The sequence below is a fragment of the Pengzhenrongella phosphoraccumulans genome, from assembly GCF_045689905.1.
Lineage (GTDB): Bacteria > Actinomycetota > Actinomycetes > Actinomycetales > Cellulomonadaceae > Pengzhenrongella > Pengzhenrongella phosphoraccumulans.
Window position 1 is genome coordinate 3,696,548 of sequence record NZ_CP144210.1, and the last position, 13,127, is coordinate 3,709,674.

The 13,127-nt window shown below is 70.6% G+C and carries 11 protein-coding genes; 7 read left to right on the forward strand and 4 right to left on the reverse strand.

Translation table 11 applies throughout. From position 1 onward, the window contains the following. Nucleotides 1–84 precede the first annotated feature (84 nt). Complete coding sequence (locus VTA80_RS17125; RefSeq protein WP_407342292.1) at nt 85–1,689, reverse strand: DUF222 domain-containing protein; 1,605 nt, start codon at nt 1,687–1,689, stop codon at nt 85–87. A gap of 353 nt (nt 1,690–2,042) precedes the next feature. Between VTA80_RS17125 and VTA80_RS17130 the strand changes: the two genes are divergently transcribed. Beyond that, nucleotides 2,043–2,189, forward strand: a complete 147-nt coding sequence (locus VTA80_RS17130; RefSeq protein ID WP_407342293.1) for a hypothetical protein — start codon at nt 2,043–2,045, stop codon at nt 2,187–2,189. A gap of 28 nt (nt 2,190–2,217) precedes the next feature. On the opposite strand, the gene VTA80_RS17135 is transcribed toward VTA80_RS17130, so the two are convergent. The 3 genes from VTA80_RS17135 to VTA80_RS17145 form a co-directional block, all read right to left on the reverse strand. Beyond that, nucleotides 2,218–2,730 carry a hypothetical protein gene (locus tag VTA80_RS17135; protein ID WP_407342294.1) on the reverse strand — a complete coding sequence of 171 codons (513 nt, stop codon included), beginning with the start codon at nt 2,728–2,730 and terminating at the stop codon, nt 2,218–2,220. Nucleotides 2,731–2,798: 68 nt separating this feature from the next. Then, nucleotides 2,799–3,476 carry a LamG-like jellyroll fold domain-containing protein gene (locus VTA80_RS17140; RefSeq protein ID WP_407342295.1) on the reverse strand — a complete coding sequence of 226 codons (678 nt, stop codon included), beginning with the start codon at nt 3,474–3,476 and terminating at the stop codon, nt 2,799–2,801. Nucleotides 3,477–3,724: 248 nt separating this feature from the next. After that, the gene (locus VTA80_RS17145; protein ID WP_407342296.1) at nt 3,725–4,417 is read right to left on the reverse strand and encodes a TetR/AcrR family transcriptional regulator; all 693 of its coding nucleotides are present in this window, start codon (nt 4,415–4,417) and stop codon (nt 3,725–3,727) included. A 101-nt stretch (nt 4,418–4,518) separates the two neighbouring features. Between VTA80_RS17145 and VTA80_RS17150 the strand changes: the two genes are divergently transcribed. The 6 genes from VTA80_RS17150 (at nt 4,519) to VTA80_RS17175 (ending at nt 13,012) form a co-directional block, all read left to right on the forward strand. Further along, complete coding sequence (locus VTA80_RS17150; protein WP_407342297.1) at nt 4,519–7,053, forward strand: beta-glucosidase family protein; 2,535 nt, start codon at nt 4,519–4,521, stop codon at nt 7,051–7,053. A gap of 93 nt (nt 7,054–7,146) precedes the next feature. Next, nucleotides 7,147–8,811 carry an ABC transporter substrate-binding protein gene (locus VTA80_RS17155; protein ID WP_407345798.1) on the forward strand — a complete coding sequence of 555 codons (1,665 nt, stop codon included), beginning with the start codon at nt 7,147–7,149 and terminating at the stop codon, nt 8,809–8,811. Between the two features lie 86 nt (nt 8,812–8,897). Continuing rightward, entirely contained in the window at nt 8,898–9,986 is a 1,089-nt protein-coding gene (locus tag VTA80_RS17160) for an ABC transporter ATP-binding protein (protein ID WP_407342298.1), read from the forward strand. Then, nucleotides 9,983–10,963: an ABC transporter permease gene (locus VTA80_RS17165; protein ID WP_407342299.1), complete on the forward strand. Its 981-nt coding sequence runs from the start codon at nt 9,983–9,985 to the stop codon at nt 10,961–10,963. Before VTA80_RS17160 ends, VTA80_RS17165 begins: the two co-directional genes overlap by 4 nt. 1 nt (nt 10,964) lies before the next feature. After that, nucleotides 10,965–11,960 (forward strand): ABC transporter permease, encoded by a 996-nt coding sequence (locus VTA80_RS17170; RefSeq protein WP_407342300.1) that lies wholly within the window; start codon nt 10,965–10,967, stop codon nt 11,958–11,960. Then, nucleotides 11,957–13,012: an ABC transporter ATP-binding protein gene (locus VTA80_RS17175; protein ID WP_407342301.1), complete on the forward strand. Its 1,056-nt coding sequence runs from the start codon at nt 11,957–11,959 to the stop codon at nt 13,010–13,012. The genes VTA80_RS17170 and VTA80_RS17175 overlap by 4 nt, the downstream gene beginning before the upstream one ends. Nucleotides 13,013–13,127 lie beyond the last annotated feature (115 nt).

The following is a 13,127-nucleotide window of genomic DNA, read 5'->3' on the forward strand; positions in this document are numbered from 1 at the left end:
CGCGCGCTCCGGCACCGCACGGCGTGCCCACCCGCAAGCCGTGCGGCCGCGCGGCCTGGCCCTCAGCCATTCGCAAATCGGCTGTCACGCGACGAGGGTGTCGACGTCGCGGTCGAGGCCGAGCTCGTTCGGTGGTTCGGGTGGTCGTGGTGGTGCGGGTGGTTGGATCCCGGGTGGTCCGGTGGGTGGGCTTGCCCCGGCGGGGCCGCGGAGTGTTCGTCCGGTGGGGTCGGTGAAGTCGTACCAGACGCGGGCGATGCCGGTGATGCCGTCGTAGTCGCGTGTGGTGTGGCGGGTCAGGGTGAGGTCGAGTCGGTGGACTTCGTGGTGGTGGAAGTTGCATAGCAACGCACCGTTTTCTACGGAGGTGGTTCCGCCGTCGCGTTGCCACCAGGCCAGGTGGTGGATGTGGCACCAGCGGGCGTGGGCGTGGCAGTCGGGCCAGGCGCATTCGCGGTCGCGGGCGATGACGGCTTTGCGTTGGGCCCCGGTGAACAGCCGTTCGGTGCGCCCCAGGTCCAGGGGGACGCCGTCGGCGTTGATGACGATGCGGGTCAGCTCGCAGTCGCACATGATCACCCCGAGCTCACTTGCCGGCACGGGCGTGCCGTCCTCGAGGGTCGCCGGCGCATACCCCAACACCGGGAGCACCGCAGGCCCCGCCCCGCATTCGGTCTCGGAACCGGCGTTGCTGCCGGTGCCGGTCCCGCTGCCGAACAGGGTGCTTGCGCCGCTCTCGCTACTGCCACCCCCGCTGCGCCCGCCAACCTCCCCGCCATCGTCGGCGTCGTCGTCGGTGGTGAATCCGAAGGTGGCTAGGGCTGCCCGGCGGCGGTCGCGGTCGGCTTGGGCGGCGACCCAGGTCGCTTCGGTCAGGATGACCGAGACCTGGGGTGGCACGTGCGCGCCGGGTTTGGTGTTCACGGACGCCAGGATGCGGTCGGCGATGGACCCCAGGGCGTCGGCGTTGCGTTGGCCGTAGTCGCGGTCGTCGTCGGCGGCGGGTCGTGGGGTGGCGGCTTCCAGGGCGAGGGCGACCTGGTGGCCGGTGAGGGAGTCGAGCAGTCCTTTGAGGTGGGTGCCGTGCGGGGTGTGGGTCAGGTGCAGGAACCGGGCGCGGCGTTGGGCTTGGTGGTCGCGTTCCAGGCCGGCGGGGTCCAGGTTGGCGGCCCACCGGTCGGCGGTGCGCGCGAACGTGCCCGCGTCCTGCCCGGCAGCCAGGCCCAACAACGTTTCTTGCCCGGCGGGGGAGGTGGCGGCTTCGCGTTGGGCGGGGGTGCCGGTGGCGGCGACCTTGGCGATGATGCCGGCGTGCTCCAGCGGGATACGCCCCTCGGTCACGGCCTCGCGCACGTCCGGGACGGTGTCGAGCTCGGCGGCCTGGCGCACCCGCGCGGCCCCGCCGCGCTTGCCGAGCCGGGTCTTGCGGCCGACCCACGCTTCGAAGCTGGGGTCCCCGGACCCGCGCCACGTGTCCGCGTTGCGTTCGGCGATGAGCACCGCGGACCGGATCGCTTGCAGGGTGTCGATGGTCAGGTTCAGCTCGGTCAGCACGCCCTGCCGCTCAGGCCCTGCCCACCCCGACGCCCCTGAAGCAGCGGAGGCAAGCGCGGCGGCGGCCGCGCGCAACGCGGCCACCTCGCCGCCCGCCCCGCACGCGAGCGGCGCGACCGGGCCGCCGTCGGCCACGGCCCGAGGAGAACCCGACACAGTGATCACCGCTGGTGCGGGAGCAGGCCCGGTGGTTGCCTCCACAGCCGCCCCCTCCCGCCATCGAGTCACAGCACTGAGTCGAAGAAGATCGAACACCTGTGCTAATCATACCCAATGAGGATAAAACGGTCAAGAGGTGACGCAAGGGGACTTCCGCACAGTCACAGTCGATCCAAGGCCGCGGGGGAGTTCACCAGCGGCGCTGGCGTGTCGATAGCGCGGTGGAGGGGTCAGCTCGACCCCTCCACCGCTCGTACGGGCGAACGCCCATCTCAGTCAGCGCAGTCAGTGCCACCACCACCGCAGCCAGTGCGGCGGCTCAGGCGGCCATGAAGGCTCAGCTCGAGCGCGATCAGCAGCGACTTGAGGCGAACCTCAAAGCCCAAGCCAGCCGGGCGCAGATCGCGGCGGACAACACCGCCATCGCGAATGACCGGCTGGCCGCTCAGGCCTCGGGGTCCACTCTCGACACCTAAGCGTAGGTGTCATAGCAAGCCGCAGGGGTCAGGCCTGGGCCTTGCTGAAATACGGGTTTGCAGCGGGGCGGAACATGAAGACGACCGCAGCGACGACGAGCCCGAGCGAGACGAGGCTGAAGGCGGTGCTGACGGTGAAGCCGCCCGTGAGGGACATCAGCGTCGAGATGGCGCTGAAGGCGGCGAGCACGGTCAGCACGATGCGAGCCCAACCGCGGCCCGCCTTCATCTTGAACACGAACAGGATCTGGAGCCCGAGCATGACGAGCGTGAGCACGAGCGCCACCACGAGTCCGATGTTCACCGCGGCCTGAAGCTGAGCCTCGGTCAACCCGCTCGTGTCGGTCTCGGACAACTTCTTGACGGCTGCGGTCGTATCGGAGAGGACATAACCCAGGATCCCGCCCAGGAGCCCGACCCCGATGCTCGCGAACCACAGCTTGACCGAGGTCAGCACATCGGTCGGTGTGGGCCGCCGAGGCGCGCCCATCTGGTTGGCTGCGGGGCCGGATCCGGTCGGATAGGTCGGCATGCTGGTCATGAATCCCCCTGAATTGTCGGGTGCAAAGAGTGTGTCAAGCACCGACAACATAGCGGTATTCCGGAGGGTCATCCGACGATGATCTTCACGTTTCGGAGATAACCCTTGGTCTGGTCGTCGCCGTCGTTCTTCGCGCCGACCGTGACAGAGCTGAGATTACTGATGGAGCCGATGGCCATGGATCGGCTGGTGACCACGCCGTCGACCGTGATCGAGACAACGCCGGCGGTGCGTCGGCAGGTAATGCTGTGGAAGTTCCCGTCGAGCACGTTGACGGGGCTCGACACGGCACGCTCGCTCGCATTCGCTCCCTTGAAGAAGCAGGTGGGCGCAGGTGTCAACTCCATCTTGTACGAGCCACCCGGGTTAGCGCTCAGGCCCTTGCGCATGAGGTCGTAGTCCTTCGCCGCGGTCGGAGCTACGGCGGTCGTGTTCCACGCGAACTCCAAACTGAACGAGAACGCAGCGGTGCCGGGGTTCATGCTCTTCTTGGACGCGACGGTGACGTGGCCGGTCGTGAACTTGTAGGACGCTCCGGGCTGTCCCACGGTGACGCCTGCGCCGAACGTGCCGTTGTGTCCGAGGCCGCTGATATCGACGGCGGTCTTTCCGGACGTTTCGCTGAGCGGGAGGTTGAGGACAATGCGCGGGGCAGCCTCTGCGGATGCTGCGAGGCCGACCAGGCCCAGCAGGCTGACAACAACGACGGCGGGGTAGCGCAGGAGTGCGTGCGTCCTTCCAGACATGGCGTCGCCTTTCGGTGAACGTGGGGTAGTCGAATGCGGGGGGTGCCCGACGACGCACGCTGCCGGCTGCGGCCACTTCGTCGGGGTCGCGGGGCACGGAATGTAGGCAGATGCAGCTGCATCACCTCATCTCCAAGGGTGGTCCCAGGCTTGCACCGCTCGGTCACGTCCGCATCTCACAGCGGGCGCCCAGGTGCCTCACAAGGGATGCGTTCGCACCAGAGCTGCGGGCGCCCGTCCAGGCGGTGTCAGAGGATCGGGGTGCGCGCGCGGTTGCCGACGACAGCGGTGAGGATCGCCTCGATCGCAAACGCGGTGGAACGCGCAAGATCGACGGCGTCCGGGTCCAGGAGCCACTGGATCTGCAGCCCGTCCATCACGCCGATGATCGCGCCCGCGGCGAGCTCGAGCTCGTCGTCCGTGGGCAGGTTGTCGGGGCCGCACACCTGCGCCAGGGAGGCCGTGAGCAGCTCACGCAGGCCCTGGAAGCGCCCGCGGAACCAGTTCTGGGCCGGGTGGTTGTCCGTGACGGACTCCGCGGACAGCACGGTGTACGTCTGGACGATGCCGGGCCGTTCCATGTTCAGCCGGGCCGTGGTGACGAGGTGCCGGAACAGCTCCAGGCCGGTCGGTGCGTGCTGGCCCTCGAGGTGCGCGACGTCAGCCCGGTCGCGGTACTCGAGCACCTCGATGAGGAGCTGGTCCTTGGAGCCGAAGTGGTGCAGCACGCCGGCGTGGGTGATCCCGACCTGCTCGGCGACGTCGACGAGCGAACCGTTGTGGTAACCCTTCGCGCCAAAGGTGGTCATCGCGGCCTGCAGGATCTCCTCGCGCCGTCGCGCCGTCTCCTGGCGGGGGCGCCGCGCTCGCGCGGGTGCCCTCCGCCCGACGACGGGAGTCGCCGGGGAAGCCGTGGCGAGGGTGTCGAACGTGTCGGTCATAGGGAAACCCTAGCGCTGGACCTGCACCCTTACTGACCGGTAAGTAAGTGTGGTTGGATGAACGTCGCACAGACGATGTCGTCCGGACCGGAGCTGCCACAGTGACGCTGCACCCACCCACTCTTGCGGGTACCCCCCTCACCTCGATCACGCCGTCGACCCCGACCGCTCCCGAGGGCTCGAACGCGACGCTCGAGCAGCGGCTCGCCACGCTGTCGCTCGCCGACAAGGTGCAGCTGCTCACCGGCGCGTCGGCCTGGCGGCTGCACGCCGCGGCGGCCGCGGGCCTGCGGTCCATGGTCGTCTCGGACGGTCCCGCCGGCGTGCGCGGCACGGGTGAGGTGGCGGGGGAGACGTCGGCCTCGTTCCCGGCCCCGAGCGCACTGTCGGCGACCTGGGACACGGACCTCGCAGCCCGGCTCGGCCGGCTGTTCGCCGCCGAGGCCCGCCGGCACGGCGTCGACGTGGTCCTCGCACCCGTGGTCAACCTCCAGCGCACGCCCGTCGGCGGTCGGCACTTCGAGTGCTTCTCCGAGGACCCGTTGCTCACCGCGCACCTCGCCGGCGAGCTGATCGCGGGCATGCAGGCGGCCGGGGTCGGCGCATGCGTCAAGCACTTCGTCGCCAACGAGTCCGAGACCGGGCGCACGCAGTACGTCGCCCAGATCGGCGAGCGCGCCCTGCGCGAGGTCTACCTCGCCCCGTTCGAGCACGCCGTGCGCGTGGCCGGGACCTGGACGCTGATGGCCGCCTACAACGGGGTCGACGCCGGGGGTGAGGCCGCCTCCGCCACCGAGCACCGCCACCTGCTGCGCGACGTGCTCAAGGACGAGTGGGGCTTCGACGGCGTCGTGATCAGCGACTGGCTCGCGACCCGCACGGCGGTCGCCGCCGCGAACGCCGGGCTCGACCTCGTGATGCCCGGCCCGGGTGGCCCGTGGGTGGACCACCTGCTGGCCGCGGTCCAGGCGGGCGAGGTGGCCGAGTCGGAGATCGACGACAAGGTCCTCCGCCTGCTCCGCCTGGCGACGCGGGTGGGCGCGCTCGACGACGCCCGCCCGGCCTCGGTCGTTCCACCCGAGCCCGGCCTGCTGCGCGAGCTCGCCGCGCGGTCCACGGTCGTCCTCCGCGACCGCGACCACCAGCTCCCGCTCGAACCGTCCGCCGTGCGCACCGTCGCCCTCATCGGGCCCAACGCCGTGGATGCCTTCATCCAGGGTGGCGGCAGCGCGCACGTGACCCCCGACCACATCGTGACTCCCGCGGCCGGCCTGCGCGAGGCGCTCCCGGGCGCCGCGGTGACCGTGTGCCGGGGCGGCTACGCCCGCCCGCACGTCCCGGACCTCGAGGTCGAGGCCCGCGCGACCGACCCGGTGACCGGTGAGCCCGGCCTGCGCCTCGAGATCCTGGGCGCGACGGGCGACCTGCTCGAGACCCGCCGCGCGGCGGGGGCGTGGTCGGGCTGGCTCCGGGACCTCCCGGCGGGCGCGATGAGCGTGCACCTGACGGCCCAGATCTCTCTCGACGAGCCCGGCGGGCACTGGTTGGGCGTCGGCACCGTCGGACGGCATCGGATCGCGCTGGACGGCGTGGTCGTCTCGACGTCCGACGTCGTCGTCGGCGCGGAGGTCGTGCTCGACTCCAGCGTCAACAGCCCCGCCGCGGCCGGCCGGGCGATCCCGGTCGGACCCGCTCGCAGCGTCCTGCTCGAGGCGGACCTGCAGGTGGTCAACACGCAGGGGTACGGGAACTTCGTGCGAGCGGCGCTGCGGCACCGCATCCCGGGGCCGTCGGTCGACGACGAGATCGCCGAGGCGGTGACCGCGGCGCGCGCGGCCGACCTGGTCGTCGTCGTCGTCGGGACGAACGACGAGGTCGAGTCCGAGGGTTGGGACCGCACCTCGCTCGCGCTGCCCGGTCGCCAGGACGAGCTCGTCGAGCGGGTGATCGCCGCGAACCCGGACGCCATCGTCGTGGTCAACGCCGGTGCGCCGGTGGTGCTGCCCTGGCTCGACCGGGCTCGCACCGTGCTGTGGAGCTGGTTCCCGGGCCAGGAGTGCGGCCACGCGCTCGCGGACGTGCTGCTCGGGTTCACCGAGCCGTCCGGGCGCCTGCCGTGGACGTTGCCGGCCGCCGAGGCCGACGTGCCGGTGCCGGATGCCATCCCCGACGCGACGGGCCGTCTCGACTATCACGAGGGCCTGCACGTCGGTTACCGCTCGTGGGAGCGCAGCGGCCGCACCCCCGCGGCCGCGTTCGGCCACGGCCTGGGCTGGACCGACTGGGCCTACGACGGCGTCCACGCGGCGCCCGGGCCCGACGGCGGCGTCGACCTCGCCGTCGCGATCCGCAACACCGGTCCTCGCGCCGGGCGCGAGGTCGTGCAGGTCTACCTCGAGGACCCGCGCACCGGGCCGGAGCGGCCGGTCCGCTGGCTCGCGGGCTTCGCGGTCGTGGCCGCCCCTGCGGGCCAGGCCACGACCGCTCACGTCCAGATCCCGCGACGCGCGTTCGAGATCTGGGACACCGACGCACGCGGCTGGGTCCTGCCTGCCGCGTCCTACCGGGTTCGTGTCGGGCGGTCGATCCGCGACCTGCGGCTCGACCTCGACGTGGACCCGCTGCACCACCCGTAGTCCAGCAGTTCAGTCCAGCAGTTCCATCCAGCAGTCCAGCAGTCCAGCAGTTCCAGCACCATCCCTTTCCAGTGCAAGGAGGCACTCGTGAGAATGCGCAAGCTGACCCCCCTGATCGTCGGGCTCACCGCTGTGGCGTTGGTCGCCGGTTGCGGCTCGTCGGGCACGGCCGATGCGAAGGGTTCGGGCGGCGCGGCCGGGCAGACGCTGACCATCGGCATGCCGAACGGTTCGCAGACCAACAACTCGAACCCGTTCATGAACACGTCCTCGGCGCAGTCGCTCGGGTACGCCTGGATGATCTACGAGCCCCTCGCGCAGGTGAACGCGGTGCGGCCCGCTGACGACCCCACCCCGTGGCTCGCGAGCGAGTGGACCTGGAACGAGGACTTCACCTCGCTGACCCTGACCGTGCGGGACGGGGTGAAGTGGCAGGACGGCAAGGACCTCACAGCCGACGACGTCGCCTACTCGTTCACCATCCGCAAGGACAACCCCGCCCTCAACGCGGACGCGCTGCCCTACGGCGAGATCACGACCGCGGACAACACCGTGACGGTCACCTTCACCGCGTCGCAGTTCGTCAACCAGACCAAGGTGCTCAACCTGTTCGTCGTGCCGAAGCACATCTGGTCGGCCATCGCCGACCCGACCACGGACCTCAACCAGAAGCCCGTCGGCACCGGCCCGTACACGCTCAAGACGTGGACGCCGCAGGCCGCCACGCTCACCCCGAACGACGCCTACTGGGGTGGCAAGCCGCCGGTGCCGGAGCTGCGCTACACCTCGTACAACGACAACAACGCGCTCACCACCGCCCTCGTCAACGGTGACGCGCAGTGGGGCTGGACCTTCATCCCCGACTTCGAGAACGTCTACGTCGCCAAGGACCCCGACCACAACGCGTACTGGTACCCCGCGGGCCTGGGCATCGACGTGCTCTACCTCAACAACGAGACGGCACCGTTCAACGACGTCGCGGTGCGCCAGGCCGTCAACCTCGTGATCGACCGCGAGCAGATCCACACCCAGGCGACCTCGTCGGTGTTCCCGCAGCTCGAGAACCCGACCGGCATCCCGGAGCCGGCCGGGACGGAGTTCCTCTCGGCCGAGTTCGCGGGCAAGACGCTCACGCCCGACGTCGATGCCGCGAAGAAGATCCTGGCCGACGCCGGCTACACGCTCGACGGCGAGACCCTGAAAGACCCCAGCGGCGAGCCGGTGACCTTCTCGCTCGTCGACCCCGCGGGCTGGTCCGACTACCTCACCGGCCTGCAGATCGTCGCCGACGCGGTCAAGCCGCTCGGGATCACCGCCACGGTGGAGACGATGAACGCCGACGCGTGGTTCGCCGCGATCGCCAACGGTGAGTTCCAGGCCTCGATGCACTGGACCAACTCGGGCTCCACTCCGTGGGACATGTACTCCAACATGATGGACGGAGCGCAGTACGTGCCCCTCGGCGAGAAGGCGAACTGGAACTTCGGGCGGTTCTCCGACGACGCCGCCACGAAGGCGCTCGCGGACTTCGCCACCTCGGCGGACCCGGCCGTCCGCGCCGACGCGATGGACCGCGTGCAGAAGTCCTTCGTCGAGCAGGTGCCCGCCATCGCGATGGTCGGTCGCCCGATCGCCGCGGAGTTCTCCACGAAGTACTGGACCGGCTGGCCGTCCGAGGACGACCCGTACGCCACGCCCCAGGCGACGATGCCCGCCGCGTCGCAGATCGTGATGAAGCTCAAGCCCGCCACGGACTGAGCTCTCGTCGCGACCTGATCCGCCGGTGCCCGGCGCGTTGCGATCCCGCAGCGCGCCGCGGCGCCCCCTCTCGTGGAGGTACCCCCATGCCGCACCTCGTCCCTGCCCGACCCGATGGCGATGCCGCGAACGCCATCGTCCTGGAGGCCCGGGCACTGACCAAGCACTTCCCGGTCGGCGGGGTGCGTTCCCAGCAGGTCGTGCACGCGGTCGACGACGTCGATCTTGTCCTGCGCCGGGGCACCGTGGTTGCCCTGGTGGGGGAGTCCGGTTCGGGCAAGTCGACCGTCGCGCGGCTGCTGGCCCAGCTGATGCCGCGCACGGGCGGGCAGGTGCTGCTGCGCGGGGCCGACTCGACGGTGCGTCGAGGTCGGCAGTTCCGCACGTACTGCCGGACGGTCCAGATGATCTTCCAGGACCCCTATGCCTCGCTCAACCCCATCCACACCGTGCGGTACACGCTCACCCGGAGCCTGCGGATCCACTCGCCGCGACTGCGGGGCGGCGCTCTCGACGAAGGGCTCGTCGCGCTGCTCGAGCGGGTCCAGCTGCGACCGGCGCAGCGCTACATCGACAAGTTCCCGCACGAGCTCTCCGGCGGTCAGCGCCAGCGCGTCGCGATCGCCCGAGCCCTGGCTGCCGACCCCGAGGTCCTGCTCGCCGATGAGCCGATCTCGATGCTCGACGTCTCGATCCGGCTCGGCATCCTCAACCTCTTGCGCACGCTGCGCGACGACCTCCACCTGGCGATCCTCTACATCACCCACGACATCGCCTCCGCGAGGTACTTCGCGGACGAGACCGTCGTGATGTACGCCGGCCGGATCGTCGAGACGGGCGACAGCGAGTCCGTCACCCAGCACCCCGCGCACCCGTACACCCAGCTCCTGGTCCGGTCGGCGCCCGACCCCGACCGGCTCTCGCGCGTGGGCTCCGGCCCGTCGTCGGGCGTCCGGGGTGAGGCACCGAGCCTGGTGGCGCCGCCGTCTGGCTGCCGGTTCCATCCGCGGTGCCCGCACGCGGCGGAGCTGTGCCGCACCCAGGCGCCGCCGCTGCTACCCGTCCCGTCGGCCGGACCGGCACCCGCGCCCGACCGGCGCGCCGCGTGCTGGCTCTACTCCCCGACCACGCCGGGCGCCCCCCGGCCCGAGCTCCCGGCGGAGGCGCTGACGTGAAGTTCCTCGCACGGCGGATCGCCTTCTACACGCTCACCGCGTGGGCGGCGATCACGCTCAACTTCTTCATCCCGCGGATGATGCCCGGGGACCCGGTCGACGCGCTCATCAACCGCTACCGCGGGCAGATGAGCACCGACGCGATCGCGTCCCTGTACGCGCTCTTCGGGCTCGACAAGGACGCCAGCCTCTGGTCGCAGTACACCGACTACTGGGGCAACCTGCTGCACGGCGACCTGGGACTGTCCTTCACGTTCTTCCCCACCCCGGTCGGCGACGTCGTGGCCCAGTCGCTGCCGTGGACCGTCGCGCTGGTCGGGGTCTCGACCGTGATCAGCTTCCTGCTCGGCACGCTCGTCGGGGTGCTCATCGGCTGGCGCCGTGGCACCTGGGCCGACGCGCTGCTCCCGGTGGCCACCTTCTTCTCCGCGGTGCCGTACTTCTGGCTGGGGCTCATCGCGATCATGGTCTTCGCGGTCACCTGGCCGATCCTCCCGGCCTCCGGGGGGTACGACGGCGGCCTGGTCCCCGGCTGGAGCGGGGAGTTCATCGGCTCCGCGGTCTCGCACGCCGTCCTGCCCGCGATCACCATCGTGGTCTCGTCGGTGGCGGGCTGGATGCTCGGGATGCGCAACATGATGGTGACGGTCACGTCCGAGGACTACGTCACCGTCGCCCAGGCCAAGGGGCTCAGCGAGAGCCGGGTGATGCTCGGCTACGCCGCCCGCAACGCGGTGCTCCCGCAGGTGTCGGGCTTCGCGCTCTCGCTCGGCTTCATCGTCAGCGGCACGCTCGTGATGGAGATGGTCTTCTCCTACCCCGGCATCGGCTTCGTGCTCTTCCAGGCGGTCAGTGCCAAGGACTACCCCCTGATGCAGGGCGTCTTCCTGATCATCACGCTCTCGGTCCTCGTGGCCAACATGCTGGCCGACCTGTTGTACGTCGTCCTCGACCCCCGCACCCGACAGGAGGCCTGACATGGCCCTGGACCTCACCGCGGTCGAGCCCGTGGCGGCACCCTCCCCGGCCGTGGCCACGAGCGCACCGGGCCGCCGCGCGCGGTTCGTGTTCCTGCGCAACGCCAAGGCGCTCACCGGGATCGCCATCCTTGTCGCCTTCACCGTCCTGGCGGTGATCGGGCCGTGGATCGCGCCGTACGACCCGAGCGCGCTGGGACCGGACGTGATGTCGCCACCGACCGGTGCGCACTGGCTCGGCACGACGAACACCGGCCAGGACGTGTTCTCCCAGCTGCTCGTCGGCACCCGCGGCGTGATGGTGGTGGGCCTCGCGGCCGGCCTCATCGCGACCACGCTCGCCGTCCTCGTCGGGGTCACCGCGGGCTACCTCGGCGGGTTCGGCGACGAGGTGCTCTCGGTGGCGGCGAACATCTTCCTCGTGATCCCCGCGCTGCCCCTGATCATCATCATCGCCGGCCAGCTGCCGTCGTCGGGCGAGCTGACCATCGCCTTCGTGATCTCCGTGACCGCGTGGGCCTGGGGCTCGCGCGTGCTGCGCGCGCAGACGCTCTCGCTGCGCCGTCGTGACTTCGTCGAGGCGGCCCGCGCCAACGGCGAGTCCACCTGGCGCATCATCAGCTTCGAGATCCTGCCCAACCTCACCGCGATCATCGCCTCGAGCTTCGTGGGGACGGTGACGTTCGCCGTGCTCTCGGAGATCACGCTGGCGTTCATCGGCGTCACCTCCATCAGCGACTGGAACTGGGGCACGATCCTGTTCTGGGCCCAGTCGAACCAGGCGCTCGCCCGCGGTGCCTGGTGGTGGTTCGTGCCGGCCGGGCTCAGCATCGCGCTGCTCGGCATGGCATTCGCGCTGATCAGCTTCGGGATCGACGAGTTCGTCAACCCTCGCCTGCGCAACACGGGCGCCAACGCCAAGGCGATGCGTCGCCGCGGCATCCGGGCGCGGGTGGGCTTCACCCCCGTCGTGCACGAGACGAAGGACGCCTCATGAACGCGCTGCGCGACCCCGTCCTGGAGATCCGGAACCTGTCCGTCGACTACGGCTACGACGCGAACCCGGCGCACGCGCTGCGGGACGTCTCGCTCACCCTGCACCGCGGCGAGGTCCTCGGGCTCGCGGGGGAGTCCGGCTGCGGCAAGTCGACTCTCGCGTACGCCGCGACGCGGCTGCTTCCCCCGCCGGGACTGATCACCGGGGGCGAGGTGATCTTCACCGGGCGGGACGGCTCGAGCGTCGACCTCCTCGCGCTCGACGACGCCGCGCTGCGCGCGTCCCGGTGGCGGGACACGGCGATCGTGTTCCAGGGGGCGATGAACTCGCTCAACCCGGTGTACCGGGTCGGCCGGCAGATCGCCGACGCGATCGCCGCGCACCAGCCACGCGGCTCGAAGCAGACCAAGGCCGACCGGCTCGAACGTGCGGCCGAGCTCCTCACGACGGTCGGCATCTCGCCCGACCGGCTGCGTTCGTTCCCGCACGAGCTCTCGGGCGGCATGCGCCAGCGGGTCATGATCGCGATGGCCCTCGCCCTCGAGCCGCAGGTCCTCATCATGGACGAGCCGACGACGGCGCTCGACGTCGTCATGCAGCGCCAGATCGTCGAGCAGATCACCGAGCTGCGCGAGCGCCTGGGCTTCTCGGTCATCTTCATCACGCACGACGTGTCGCTGCTGATCGAGATCGCCGACCGGATCGCCATCATGTATGCCGGCGAGATCGTCGAGGAGGCGAGCGCGGACGACGTCTACCGCCGCCCCCGGCACCCGTACTCGCGCGGCCTGCTGCGCTCGTTCCCGGCGCTGCACGGTCCCCGCCGCGAGCTCGGTGGCATCCCGGGCTCCCCGCCGGACCTCATGGCGCTGCCGTCCGGCTGCCCGTTCCACCCCCGCTGCCCGTTTGCGACCGCGCGCTGCGCGGTCGACCACCCCGAGCTCGGGTCCACCACGTTCGGTGCCGCGGAGGTGGACCGGCGGGTGGCCTGCCTCCTGCACGACGACGTCGAGGCGCTGCCGGTCGAGCTGGCCGTGCGGGCGGCACAGTAGACTGACGAGCACAGGCATTGACCCGGCCATCACCGGCGAGCCTTCCGGAAGAACGGGACCCGCTTGAAGGACCCCAGTAGAACCGGACGGGTGGCCCGTCACAGCCGGCTCGAGT

Bases quoted from the DNA above. Each gene is read 5' to 3' on its own strand.
- VTA80_RS17170 (WP_407342300.1), top strand. From the start codon at position 10,965: ATGGCCCTGGACCTCACCGCGGTCGAGCCCGTGGCGGCACCCTCCCCG.
- VTA80_RS17155 (WP_407345798.1), top strand. From the start codon at position 7,147: ATGCGCAAGCTGACCCCCCTGATCGTCGGGCTCACCGCTGTGGCGTTG.
- VTA80_RS17140 (WP_407342295.1), bottom strand. From the start codon at position 3,476: ATGTCTGGAAGGACGCACGCACTCCTGCGCTACCCCGCCGTCGTTGTT.
- VTA80_RS17130 (WP_407342293.1), top strand. From the start codon at position 2,043: ATGAAGGCTCAGCTCGAGCGCGATCAGCAGCGACTTGAGGCGAACCTC.
- VTA80_RS17135 (WP_407342294.1), bottom strand. From the start codon at position 2,730: ATGACCAGCATGCCGACCTATCCGACCGGATCCGGCCCCGCAGCCAAC.
- VTA80_RS17145 (WP_407342296.1), bottom strand. From the start codon at position 4,417: ATGACCGACACGTTCGACACCCTCGCCACGGCTTCCCCGGCGACTCCC.
- VTA80_RS17175 (WP_407342301.1), top strand. From the start codon at position 11,957: ATGAACGCGCTGCGCGACCCCGTCCTGGAGATCCGGAACCTGTCCGTC.
- VTA80_RS17160 (WP_407342298.1), top strand. From the start codon at position 8,898: ATGCCGCACCTCGTCCCTGCCCGACCCGATGGCGATGCCGCGAACGCC.